Raw genomic sequence first — 12,424 nt, 5'->3', positions numbered from 1 at the left:
TAATAGCCGACTGGCTAACTCTAAATTTAATTTTGGCTTTGCACTGGGAGATTATTTGAGATGAACAAGTATATAGTTGTCATTGAATCTGACAAACCGCCTCAAGTCTTTCTAGGTGACAACCTTGCGGGTGGCAAAATAGTTGAATTAAAGGCTGAAGAATTACCGCACCGTGTAACTGCAGCTTGGCTTGCTCAACGATTTAATCTATCTCGTAAAACTATTATTGAGAAAGTTGGGCCCCTAAATAAGGGCGATCAAAATAAGCACTTGTATGATCCTAAAGAAGTAATGCCATTACTTGAGAATTTACATATTACAGCATCGAAACGCGGTGCTAGACGTAAAAATTAGAAAAGGGCTTATTGCCCTTTATTTATTTTCTATAATGTAATCTCTTAAGTTGGTTGTTAATGAAGTCATGATATGACCAAAGTGACCGTTGTCAAAATGTGTTTTTACATTTTGATAGGCTTTGTGAAAATCCTCAAGGGGGTCATGCTCCATAAAAATTTTATACATACTTTCTAATTGAATAAGATAGGCTTCAGTACCAGGAATAAACTCTAATCTCCCATCATTCGAATTTTCAAAAAAGTTATTTTTATAAACATACAATTTATCCCTTAATTCATCCAAACACAATACTAGATTACTTTCCAAAAGTAGATAATCAGACTCATATTTAGACATTTCACTAGAATTATTACCATGTGGAATGTTTAAACGCACGTGAACAGCAAACTTATAAAAATCACTTCTCAATTGAATTAGATTATGGATAAGCTCATTTCTTTCAGATAATATTTTTTGAGCATTGTGGGGTTCTTTCCAGTCGCTATATAAATAAAATGCAACTACTGCGGCAAAAAATGTTGCAGAAGCTGATAAAAAATCAGTTTGCATTCCGAATTTACAAAGTACAAACTTAGAAACTGCAAAGCAAAGTGCAAATGTCACCACCCCAATTACTATTATTTCTTTAATATCAATTTTTTTCATAAAGTAAGCCCCTAGTTATGGGGCGTATTTTAAGCAGCATTTAGCATTTTTGCTATCTCTGAAGCTGTTGGATTGTAATAAGTATTCACTAAAACGTTAATTGTTTTATGCCCTGTAACTTTTGCAAGGATCTCTACAGGTAATTTCTGATTATTTACCATTCTTGTAATCGCTTCATGGCGTGAATCATGAAATGTGAATTGCCCACTTAATCCTGTTCTTTTGAGATTCCTTTGCCATAAAAGCCTAAATGAGTTGGAGTTATGGGGAATCAAATAATTCTCTCTGTTTTCTATTAGATCTAAAAGCTTTCGGGCTTTATGAGATAAAGGCACATCTCTTGAGGTACCATTCTTTGTCTCAGGCAAATGCACATAGTCATCATGAATATGTTCTTTACGGATCTCTAGAATCTCGCCTTTGCGCATAGCCGTTTCTAAGGCAAAGAGAAACGCCCAAGCAATGTAATGCGCTGGTGTACTTGGAACCGTATTTTCATTGTAATGATCCAATCCTAATAAGACTCTATCAATCTGATCTTGATTAATACGATTTTGCCTTGATTGTGGCTTAGTAGGCTTCTTAACCAAGTTAAATGGGTTTGATTGAATGAGGAACACTTCACGAACGGCAAAGGTAAAGACTGACGAGCCTAAACTCATTTCTTTGTGCAAAGTACCCGGCTTAACAAACTTCAGGCGTCTTTCACGATTTTCTGTTATTAATTTAGGTGTAAGATCGTGGATTGAAAAATGGGTTAAATCGCCATAGTAACGATCAAGCCATTTGATATGGTTTTTGATATATGTCTTGGATTTTGTGAATTGACCAACTTTTTCATAGTAAAGCTCAAAAAGCTGTTTTAATGTTATTTGAGGTTTTTCTAGATTCTTGAGTTGTTTTTCATACTCAAGTTGTAATTCCATTAGGCGCTTATGAGCCCATTGGGTGCATTCTTCAGAAGTATCACGAGTTGCAGCATCACGGAGATGTTTGTACTTGACTTGAATACGCCAAGCATTGCCACGTTTGACAGGTTTTTGCATATTAATAACTCTCAATATTTGGGGCCGTAATTCAGGCGCCAATTCATAGTGAGATGCATACGCAAGTCAAAAATGGCGCCCGAAAGCGAAATATAAAGCAGTTTTTAATGCAAATTTTGAGTATTTTGATTACTCAAAGCTGACCTATTTGACATAAAAAACAGGGCGAAATCATTACAATTTCACCCCTAATTTATTGATTAATATCAATAAAAATCTTGGTAGGTATATCCAGACTCGAACTGGAGACCTCTACGATGTCAACGTAGCGCTCTAACCAACTGAGCTATACACCTGAAGTGCTGAGAATATTATTCATTTTTTAATAAGATGACAAGCCTTATTTCTTTACTTTTAATGCATTCGCACACTCTTTAAGCAATTTCTTGATATTTTGAATATCCTGTTGATTTTCATTACCTAAATAGACAATTTTTTGAAAAATCTGATTCACTTGTTCAAACAGATGTTTTTGTTCAGTCCGCAAGGCTAAACGCTGCATCCATTGTTGAAAGGTTTCTGATTCAGCTTTTTGATCAACCTCAGATAATTGATGATTAAATTGAGCAATGATTCGCTCAAGCCCTGACATTTGACGAGTGCGCCAAAATTGCGTCACACCCCAATAGATCAGCAGTAATCCAAAAATTCCAAAAATTAAAACCAAACCATAACTATAAGCCGATGTTAAGCCAAGCTTCTTCATCCAGCCGCTTTGCTTCTCTGCATCATAACCGACAACCTTACTCTGCCATTGAAAACTAGCATAGTCACTCCAAACACGCAGCGTTCTAAGCAGCGATGAATGCTGAAAACGCAAATTTGAATAACCCGCATCACCAAAAATCGAACGATCGTCATTCATCACATTTTGCATACCACGATCAATGCGCATTGGTGCAATGATGGCTGTTGGATCAATACGTTGCCATTGCCCGTGTTGGTAAACCTCAGCCCAAGCATGTGCATCTAACTGGCGTACTTCCCAACTTTGACCATCAGGAGACAACTCACCGCCTTGGTAGCCTGTGACTACACGCGCTGGAATTCCAACATAACGCATCAGCAAGACAAAGCTTGAGGCATAATGTTCACAAAACCCCTGCCGTGATTGAAATAGGAACTCATCAACGCGGTTATTCCCCAACCTTCCTGGTGCAAGTGTATAAACAAAATTTTCTTTCTTGTACCAGTTCAATACATTCTGAATATAAGCTTCTGGATTGGACTGGCTCTGCTGATACAGATTTAAAGCAAACTTCTGGGCCTGTAGATCATTCTTTTTTGGATAACTGAGGTTATTTTTCAGCATTATCTGTTCAAAATGTGCATCCTGAATATCTCTAACCTGACTCCCCACCCACTGCAATTCAATTGGCTGGGTACGCTGTACCAGTCGTTTAGGTGTAATCGACCAGTCTTGGTGTAACTCAAAACGTTGTTCTATTGGAATGGACTTTTCCAAACCGGTAATCCATTGCTGACTTGGATCACTGGCAAGGTATTGATAATGAAATCCATCAATCTGCCCTGCGATCTTGGAATAAGCTTTTACCTGTTTATTGGCAAACTCACTTGTCCACGTTGTACCATCATAACGATCAAGCACCATCGCTCGCCAATACAGCTCATTACGATTTGGCAATTGCTTCATATTGCCAATAACTCGAAATGCCAATGCACTTGACTGTGAAAGCTCAGCAATATCACCCGGTGACATGCGATCACTTAATCCCGTTACCGCTTTATTATTGGGAATGGGGATTTGCCAAAGTGGTGGCAAACGCGGGAAAAACATAAACAGTAAAACAAAGAATGGAAGCGCCAAAGCAATAAATTTAAGGATATGCAATGAATCACATTTAAGTGACTGAAAAATAGGTTGCTCTATTTCAAAATTGGCAATTTGTACACGATACAGTCCAACCAAACAACTGATTAAACAACATAAAACTAACAGTGCCATCCAAAAGGCTTGGTTGTGTAAAAATAAACTGGCACTGACGAACAAAGCAAAGTTAAACAGAATAATAAAGTCACGCTTTGATTTGGTTTCCAGTGCTTTAGCAAATAAAAATGTGGAGAGAACGGCTGTGCCTGCTTCTACGCCTAAAAAAGTGCGGGAATCAAAGTAAATGATAAGTAAGGCTAAAAGTGCAAAAACTAATTTTGGGGTTTGTGTAAATAATCGAGGCAGATTATAGACTTGATGTTTATTGGTTTTGTCATAATACAGTGCCAAAGCCACGATATTAATGAGGAATAAAATAGACAATGCCACAGGCATATAAGCCAGTTGTGCCAGCCAAATCAAACTCAGCACAACTAAAATTGAAATTTGTATCGATTTATTCATTGTTCATCCTCACGCTTGCGCCAATAAGGTTTTGATATGAATATAGTGCTGTTCACCAATCCCGTTTTCAGTTTGTGCATGCGGTAAAATGATGCTGTACGGCGTTTCCGTTTGATGACATCGATCGACCAACTCCATCATAAAACTTAGCTTCTCTTCATGGTCTGCGCTTGGCATTTTGCTATATTCAATTTGCATCGCATGGGTATCAACCAAATCATCGAATTGCTTTACAAATAATCCTTGTCCACGCGCGGCCTGTTTCCAAGAAATGCTTTGCAATGAATCACCTGATTTAAAAGTCCTTAACTCTTTAAATTCATCTAAATCAGGTTCACCCGTATTGGAATAATTCTGTGATTGATGCGTTAAAGACTTCGCTTCAGGGGCAATCCAGTAACTGTCAGTTAAATAGATATAAGTCCATGCCCGCACTAAACCAAGCGGATATGTGGAGTAAATTTGAATTGGGGGAACTGAAAATTCACCTCGTTGTTGTGGGATAAAATTCAATTCAAAACTTTGTTGTTTTTCTTCAAATAGAAAAGATTGTAATTGTTCATCAATTTTAAAGTTTAAAAACTTAGGCGTAGCACGGTCTTGTTGTAGGTTAATTCTCACTTTAAAAGCTTCATTGACCTTACCCACCTCATCGACAACCACATCTAATGTAATCGCATGTAATTGTTTAAAACTGAGATAGAAACTAATACATAAAATCGCACTGATTAAAAAACAAAAACCAAGAATTAAATTGTTGGCATAATTAATCCCAGCGATAAAAGTAATCAGAATAAGGACCAGATACAAAAAACCTTGTTGGTACATAAACACCAACACTTGGTTTTGTTTCAGTGTACGGATTCCTGTATAGCGAAACCGAAGATGCAGCCATTTAACAAATCGTTGACCTAACATAAGCGTTTCCAATTAGCCCTTAACAGGAACTTTTTGCATAAGTGCTCGTGTCTCAGATTCACCTAATCCTATACGATGCGACACCACAGCAACAAACACTGCTTGTACATCATCTGCAATTACAAATTGTCTTTTTTCAATCAAGGCATAGGCTTGTGCTGATTTTTTTAACGCCAGTAATCCACGTGGAGATAAGCCATGACGACCTTTACGTGTTTCTTCTGCTAGATTAAGCATATATTCAAAAACAACATCACTCAATGTAATTTGATTTACCACACATTGTAATTGCAAAATTTCCTGATGTTGGAAAATCGCTTGCAACTTTTCGATCAAATCATGTCGCGAGTTTTGTTGTAATAATAATTTTTCTGCTGCGCGTGATGGATAGCCTAAAGACAGTCGCATCAAAAAACGATCAAGTTGTGACTCTGGCAAACTATAGGTTCCACTTTGAAAAAGTGGGTTCTGCGTTGCAATCACCCAAAATGGTTGTGGTAAAGGGTAACGTGTACCATCTATAGTGACATTGCCCTCTTCCATCGCTTCAAGCAAAGCACTTTGGGTTTTAGGGCTACAGCGGTTAATTTCATCTGCAAGCAGAATTTGGGTAAAGATTGGACCATGTTTAAACTCAAATTGATGTTCTTTTTGATTAAACATATTGATCCCAATCACATCACTTGCCAGCATATCATTGGTAAACTGAATCCGTTGAAAATCGAGACCTGCTAAACGTGACAAGCTGCTGGCTAAGGTGGTTTTCCCAAGTCCGGGTAAGTCTTCAAAAAGTAAATGTCCGCCAGCCAATAGACTACATAACGCCAGTTTAGTCTGATGACTTTTATCTAAAATAATTTGGTTGATTTGACTTAAAAAATCATCAATTTTTGGATAAAACTGAGTGAGGTCTAAATTTGATACAGTGCTATGTTGTTCTGATGCTTTTACTTGTGTTGTTCCCCAAATCACCTTTTATTTCCCCAATAAAATTATTGTAACTTCCTTAACATACACGGTTTTAAGGAATACTCAATCTTGACTGCGATAAATCCTTATTTTCATTTGCTGAATACACTTCAACATTTATAGCTTCCCCTATCAGCCAAAATTTACACTTTTAATTTTGCGGCATGTTCTAACTTTGTTTTTAAATCATCTGCACCAATTGAAAATTCACTTCCTGAAATTTCAGCCTGTTTAATCAATTCGATTAAGGTTTTATTGATAGGTGCTTGTTTACCTAACTGTTGGGCGAGCTGAACAACTTCGCCATTGATCCAGTCCACTTCTGTGGTTCGCCCTGCCATCAAATCATCTTGCATAGATGAACGCGCCAAGGGATCGATTGCCAACATTTTACGGCTTAATATTTTAAAAATGAAATTTGGCAAACTGATTATTTTAGGCAATAGATGTGCCGAAATTGCTGTGAGTTTTGCTGGCTGGATTTGTGCTAAATCTAAGAGATGTAAAGTTTCTTGTTGCGCCATAGCAAGGCATTGTCGATATTGATGATTAGACAATTGTTGTTTTAACGGTAACTTTGACAAAGCATTAATCGAATTATTTAAATTCAGCAAAATTTTTGCCCATTGCACCGCAAGCATATCCTGATCAAAAACAATTTCTAATTCAGCTTGTTTAAAAAGCTTGGCTAAATCCTGTTGCTGTGTATACGCTTTCACATGCAACGCACCAGATGTCCCTTGATGAAAATGCCCAACTGCTTGAACTACAACATTAAAAGGCACCATGCCTTCTAAAATCCTATGATGTTTTAAAATCCGCTTTAAAATCGGAACATTACTCAATCCGTTTTGAAAACTAACAATATAGGGTCTGTGTGCGCCCAAGTTGTCATAAAGTTCTTTGGCAACTTGCTCAGTCGCAGCCGATTTTACACATACAAAAATTATATCGGCATTTGTGACTATTTTAGGATCAACACTGAGCTGTAAATCATTTGCCGCGATTTTTATCGTTTTACCAGTATAATCTGTCAGTTTTAAACCAGACTTCCTCAATTCTTCATATACGCGAGGACGTGTAATAAAGCTCACATCAGCACCTACCGCTGCTAATCGACCGCCAATATAACATCCAATACTACCCGCACCATAAATACAGATTTTCATAGCAGTCTCCTTTCATTTATATCTATTGCATGATTCTAGCGGAGTTAGACTTTGCCAACTGTCAGTTATACGACAAGTCTCATCATGAAGTGTGCTGTTATTGCGTTAAACCGATAAATCACTTCGCTCATATTCAATAAAAAACGGCACCCAAGTGCCGTTTCTATTTAAGCTTTAAATCAACTTATACCTTCCATCAACACGGACACTTCTTCATTGTTCCACCAGCCGTTGGATAGCGGGCATCTACACAATAGCGATGAAAAGTCTTTTCATCCATTGCATCCATATCGGGATGATGCTTTTTCATATGTTCCAGATAATTTTGATAATCTGGAACACCCACCATCAAACGGAAACTTTGTTGTAAGCGTGTCCATAATGTTGCAATTCTAGACCAATTTTTAGGATTAAAAATTAGCTCCTTTTGCGACATGATGGTCATCTTGATGATTTTATAAATCACCGTTTTACCACCTTGAGCAAATTTAAGCTTCATCACTCACCTCTCACTCTATCTGCAATATCAACTTAGTGTGATTTAGAAACAGACACTTCTTCAGGATCTGCATATACCGCTGGAGCTTCATTTACTGTTGGGGTAGGACTTGCCAATGCACGACGAATTGCGCCAATAGCAGCAAACAACATCACAATCGCAACAATCATAAAGAATGCACACAGTGCAGCATTGATTTGATTGGACAATACAATGGTTTGCATTTCTTCAAGTGTTTTGGCTGGTTTTAAAATTTCACCATTGGCAATTGCTGTTGAGAATTTATCCGCTTGAGCCAAGAATCCAATCTTAGGATTGGTATGGAAGATTTTTTGCCAACCCGCAGTCATACAGGTAATGAATAAGAAAATTGTTGGGATAATGGTGACCCATACATATTTCTCTTTCTTCATTTTAAATAAAATCACTGTACCTAAGATCAAAGCCATTGCCGCAAGCATTTGGTTACCGATACCAAACAAAGGCCATAAGCTGTTAATACCACCAAGCGGGTCGACTACACCTTGATAAACAAAGAAGCCCCATCCAGCGACAGCAACCGCTGTACCGATCATATTCCCCACAAAGTTGTGTGAGTTTTTAAGTGCTGGAACAACGATACCCACCGTATCCTGTACCATAAAACGGCATGCGCGTGTTCCTGCATCGACAGCAGTTAAGATAAACAGCGCTTCAAATAAGATCGCAAAATGATACCAGAACGCCATCATTGAACGATTATTAAAAATATCCGTGATGATATGAGCCATACCAATTGCAAATGTTGGCGCACCACCAGTACGCGAAAGAATCGTACTTTCACCCACTTCTTTTGCCAGCAAGCTCAATGTCTCAGGTGTAACCACAAAACCAAGTGTACGTACTGCTTCTGCTGCGCTCTCTACTGTAGTACCCAATACTGCTGCTGGCGTATTAATCGCAAAATAAACACCCGGTTCAAGCACTGTTGCACAAATCATTGCCATGATTGCAACAAATGATTCCATCAACATACCACCATAACCAATGACACGAATATTGACTTCGTTATCAATCAGTTTAGGTGTAGTTCCAGACGAAACTAAGGCATGGAAACCAGAAATCGCACCACAAGCAATGGTAATAAATAAGAATGGGAACATAGATCCAGCAAATACAGGACCAGTACCATCAACAAAATGCGTAACAGCCGGCATTTTTAACATTGGCATTGCAACAATAATACCCACTGCTAAACCCGCAATTACACCAATTTTCAAGAATGTTGATAAATAATCACGTGGTGCTAACAACAGCCAAACTGGGAGAACTGAAGCCACGAATCCATAAATGATGAGTGCCCAAGTGAGTTGTGTTCCAGTTAAGGTGAAAAATGGTCCCCAATAAGGATCCGCAGCAACATTTCCACCATAAACAATTGCAGCCATCATTAACACAAAACCAATGATAGAAACTTCTGCAATCTTACCCGGACGGATATAACGCATATAGATGCCCATAAATAAGGCAATCGGTATCGTCGCTGCGATACTAAATACACCCCATGGACTATGTGCCAGTGCTTTCACCACCACCAATGCCAATACGGCAAGGATGATAATCATCACACCTAATGCGCCAAGCATCACCACCACACCTGCAAATGAACCCAGCTCTTGCTTTGCCATTTCGCCAAGTGAGCGCCCATCTCGACGTGTAGAGATAAATAAAACCAAGAAATCCTGAACTGCACCAGCAAGAACAACCCCGACCAAAAGCCAAATTGTTCCTGGTAGATAACCCATTTGAGCAGCAAGAATAGGCCCAACCAATGGCCCCGCTCCTGCAATAGCAGCAAAATGGTGACCAAAAAGTACATATTTATTGGTCGGGACATAATCCAAGCCATCTGCTAAACGATGTGCTGGTGTTAATCGCCGAGGATTCAGTTCAAAAACTTTGGTCGCAATAAATAAGCTATAAAAACGGTATGCGATGCTATAGACACATATCGCTGCAAGCACTAGCCAAACCGCGTTGACATGCTCACCCTTGCTGACTGCAAGTATTCCAAAAGATACTGCACCAATTATGGCGACAATCACCCAGATCAATTTTGATAAGGGTGATGATTTTGTTTGAATATTTTCCATTAAAACCTCACATCTTGATTACAAAAAGCAGTTCCATTGTTTTTATAAAGCGTAATGCATTTCCGTGACTCATTCCTTGGTGACTCTACTCCTCATTTTTTTGTTTTCATCTAAGACTTTGGCATTAAAACTGGTCTGAATATGTACTATTAGCATGACATCACAGTGACTTAAATCGCGACTTTGTTATTTTTATCATCAATGTAATTATCCGACTCTCTGACTCTACTATTAATTATAGGCTGTCGATCTACGACTTTAGTCGAAAATTTAGCCGATGTTCGCTATTTTTATAAAGGCGTGTACTTTTAAAAAGCCGTATACCAACTCAAGCTATGCGCAATAAAAAAGGGATGATTTTCATCATCCCTTAGCTTAATCATTTTTCAATAAAATGATTAAGCACGCTCTAAGTAATCACCAGTACGAGTGTCTACACGAACGCTTTCTTCTTGCTGTACAAATAATGGAACACGTACAACTGCACCCGTTTCAAGTTTAGCTGGTTTACCACCACCACCTGAAGTATCACCACGTACACCTGGATCAGTTTCAACGATTTTCAATACAACGAAGTTTGGTGCACTAACGTTTAATGGAATACCATTAAATAGCATAATTGTGCATTTTTCGTTTGAATCGTCTTTTAACCATTTTGCAGCATCGCCCATTGCAACTTTATCAGCAGCAATTTGTTCAAAAGATACTGGATCCATGAAGTTCCACAATTCGCCATCGTTGTAGAGATAATCCATTTCTACTTCTACAATATCAGCTGCTTCTAAAGATTCACCTGATTTAAAAGTTTTTTCTAATACTTTGCCAGATCTTAGGTTACGTAGTTTTACACGGTTAAACGCTTGACCTTTACCTGGTTTTACATATTCGTTTTCCATGATTGAACATGGGTTACCATCAAGCATAACCTTTAGGCCAGCTTTGAAATCATTTGTAGAATAATAGGCCATGAAAGGCACACTCCGAACTTACTAATTTAAATCTCTACTGCGATGCTATCAGCAAATCACCCGATTTGTGACAGTGATCATTCCAAACAGCAAAGAATGTATTTTACATTTTTCGTATTCTAAATGAGCAATACATCGTGAAGCAATGAAAAATTACCCATGTTCGGTCAGATTGAGGGTAAAATCTTCGATTCATTGGTGATTCACAGCTGTTCAATACAAATCAGCTGTACTGAAAGCATTTTTCCAGTGAAACATTTCAGATTGAACCTGACAGATTCAATCTGAACAAGCAATACCACCCGCTTTCCCCTATCTTCAACTATTTATTGCACGTGGCATGTTAAATTACTTATATCAAGAGCAAAATTGGCAATCTCAACTCAGTGATTTAATTACTGACCCATTAGAACTGTTAGAAATACTTGAACTTTCTAAAGCACAGTTATTGTCTGGTGCAATCCTTGCGTCTGGACAATTTAAACTACGTGTGCCCCGTGCATTTGTCAGAAAGATGGAAGTTGGCAATCCCCTAGATCCGCTTTTACTGCAAGTTTTACCACATCATCTGGAAATGGAAGAACACGAAGGCTTTGTCACAGATCCGCTTGATGAAGAACAAGCCAATCAAATTGCTGGGGTCTTACATAAGTATAAATCACGTTTTTTACTGACCCTCACTGGTGCATGTGCCGTGCATTGCCGTTATTGCTTTCGTCGTCATTTTCCATACCAAGAAAATTTACCTAAAAATGAAGACTGGTTGAACATTAAAGGCTATTTAGAAGCTCATCCTGAAATCAATGAAGTGATTTTAAGTGGTGGCGATCCATTAACTTTATCTAACCGAAAATTAGCCACTTGGATAGAACGTCTAGAATCTCTCAGTCAGATTAAGATCTTGAGAATTCATTCACGCGTTCCAATTGTAATTCCAGAAAGAATCGATGAAGAGCTGGTTTCTTTATTGAAAAACAGTAGGCTACGTGTAATTCTAGTGGTACACTCGAACCATCCTGCAGAATTAGATAATTTGACCTGTGCAAAGTTATCTCATTTAGCAAAACAAAATATTCTTGTGTTGAATCAAGCCGTTTTACTTAAAGGTGTGAATGATTCTGCACAAACTCTCGTTAATTTAAGTCAACGACTTTTTGAAGCACAAATTTTACCGTATTATCTTCATGTTTTAGATAAAGTAAAAGGTGCGCATCATTTCGATTTAGGGGCGGAAAAAATTGATCAGATTTATAAGGATGTATTGGCCAGTTTACCGGGTTATCTAGTTCCTAAATTGGTTCGAGAAGTCGCGGGAGAAAATAATAAAACACCGCTGTTTGGAGTCACAACCTTTTAAGAGTTGAA

The 12,424-nt window shown here is 38.1% G+C and carries 11 protein-coding genes and 1 tRNA gene; 2 read left to right on the top strand and 10 right to left on the bottom strand.

Features of this window, described 5'->3' with window-relative positions; translation table 11 throughout:
• Window positions 1-60 precede the first annotated feature (60 nt).
• On the top strand, window positions 61-354 hold the full coding sequence (locus tag FY049_RS09445) for a hypothetical protein (RefSeq protein ID WP_446083593.1): 294 nt from the start codon (window positions 61-63) through the stop codon (window positions 352-354).
• 18 nt (window positions 355-372) lie between these two features.
• Here the strand turns inward: FY049_RS09445 and FY049_RS09440 are convergent, their stop codons facing one another.
• From FY049_RS09440 to efp, 10 genes are all read right to left on the bottom strand, one after another.
• The gene (locus FY049_RS09440) at window positions 373-1,002 is read right to left on the bottom strand and encodes a hypothetical protein (protein WP_446083592.1); all 630 of its coding nucleotides are present in this window, start codon (window positions 1,000-1,002) and stop codon (window positions 373-375) included.
• A 29-nt stretch (window positions 1,003-1,031) separates the two neighbouring features.
• Window positions 1,032-2,048, bottom strand: a complete 1,017-nt coding sequence (locus FY049_RS09435) for a tyrosine-type recombinase/integrase (RefSeq protein WP_446083591.1) — start codon at window positions 2,046-2,048, stop codon at window positions 1,032-1,034.
• A 219-nt stretch (window positions 2,049-2,267) separates the two neighbouring features.
• Window positions 2,268-2,344, bottom strand: a tRNA-Val gene (locus FY049_RS09430).
• A gap of 44 nt (window positions 2,345-2,388) precedes the next feature.
• On the bottom strand, window positions 2,389-4,404 hold the full coding sequence (locus FY049_RS09425) for a transglutaminase family protein (RefSeq protein ID WP_446083590.1): 2,016 nt from the start codon (window positions 4,402-4,404) through the stop codon (window positions 2,389-2,391).
• 9 nt (window positions 4,405-4,413) lie between these two features.
• Window positions 4,414-5,322: a DUF58 domain-containing protein gene (locus FY049_RS09420; RefSeq protein ID WP_224965314.1), complete on the bottom strand. Its 909-nt coding sequence runs from the start codon at window positions 5,320-5,322 to the stop codon at window positions 4,414-4,416.
• Between the two features lie 12 nt (window positions 5,323-5,334).
• Window positions 5,335-6,294, bottom strand: coding sequence for an AAA family ATPase (locus tag FY049_RS09415; RefSeq protein ID WP_224965313.1), 960 nt, complete (start codon window positions 6,292-6,294; stop codon window positions 5,335-5,337).
• 140 nt (window positions 6,295-6,434) lie between these two features.
• A complete protein-coding gene (locus FY049_RS09410) occupies window positions 6,435-7,460 on the bottom strand; it encodes a 2-dehydropantoate 2-reductase (protein WP_446083589.1) in 1,026 nt (341 codons plus the stop codon).
• A gap of 196 nt (window positions 7,461-7,656) precedes the next feature.
• A complete protein-coding gene (locus FY049_RS09405; RefSeq protein ID WP_004721243.1) occupies window positions 7,657-7,959 on the bottom strand; it encodes a YbdD/YjiX family protein in 303 nt (100 codons plus the stop codon).
• Between the two features lie 32 nt (window positions 7,960-7,991).
• Entirely contained in the window at window positions 7,992-10,091 is a 2,100-nt protein-coding gene (locus tag FY049_RS09400; protein ID WP_446083588.1) for a carbon starvation CstA family protein, read from the bottom strand.
• 398 nt (window positions 10,092-10,489) lie between these two features.
• A complete protein-coding gene (gene efp, locus FY049_RS09395; protein ID WP_004721246.1) occupies window positions 10,490-11,059 on the bottom strand; it encodes an elongation factor P in 570 nt (189 codons plus the stop codon).
• A 340-nt stretch (window positions 11,060-11,399) separates the two neighbouring features.
• Between efp and epmB the strand changes: the two genes are divergently transcribed.
• Window positions 11,400-12,416, top strand: coding sequence for an EF-P beta-lysylation protein EpmB (epmB, locus tag FY049_RS09390; RefSeq protein ID WP_004721248.1), 1,017 nt, complete (start codon window positions 11,400-11,402; stop codon window positions 12,414-12,416).
• The last annotated feature ends 8 nt before the right edge of the window (window positions 12,417-12,424 follow it).

Source organism: Acinetobacter sp. 1125_18A (genome assembly GCF_052824985.1).
Note: the sequence above shows the minus strand (reverse complement) of the source record. Positions and strands in the feature narration are given on the sequence as shown.

What these genes read in the sequence shown, in the direction of transcription:
- FY049_RS09445 (WP_446083593.1), top strand. Translation starts at nt 61, where the DNA reads ATGAACAAGTATATAGTTGTCATTGAATCTGACAAACCGCCTCAAGTC.
- FY049_RS09440 (WP_446083592.1), bottom strand. Translation starts at nt 1,002, where the DNA reads ATGAAAAAAATTGATATTAAAGAAATAATAGTAATTGGGGTGGTGACA.
- FY049_RS09435 (WP_446083591.1), bottom strand. Translation starts at nt 2,048, where the DNA reads ATGCAAAAACCTGTCAAACGTGGCAATGCTTGGCGTATTCAAGTCAAG.
- FY049_RS09425 (WP_446083590.1), bottom strand. Translation starts at nt 4,404, where the DNA reads ATGAATAAATCGATACAAATTTCAATTTTAGTTGTGCTGAGTTTGATT.
- FY049_RS09420 (WP_224965314.1), bottom strand. Translation starts at nt 5,322, where the DNA reads ATGTTAGGTCAACGATTTGTTAAATGGCTGCATCTTCGGTTTCGCTAT.
- FY049_RS09410 (WP_446083589.1), bottom strand. Translation starts at nt 7,460, where the DNA reads ATGAAAATCTGTATTTATGGTGCGGGTAGTATTGGATGTTATATTGGC.
- FY049_RS09405 (WP_004721243.1), bottom strand. Translation starts at nt 7,959, where the DNA reads ATGAAGCTTAAATTTGCTCAAGGTGGTAAAACGGTGATTTATAAAATC.
- FY049_RS09400 (WP_446083588.1), bottom strand. Translation starts at nt 10,091, where the DNA reads ATGGAAAATATTCAAACAAAATCATCACCCTTATCAAAATTGATCTGG.
- efp (WP_004721246.1), bottom strand. Translation starts at nt 11,059, where the DNA reads ATGGCCTATTATTCTACAAATGATTTCAAAGCTGGCCTAAAGGTTATG.
- epmB (WP_004721248.1), top strand. Translation starts at nt 11,400, where the DNA reads ATGTTAAATTACTTATATCAAGAGCAAAATTGGCAATCTCAACTCAGT.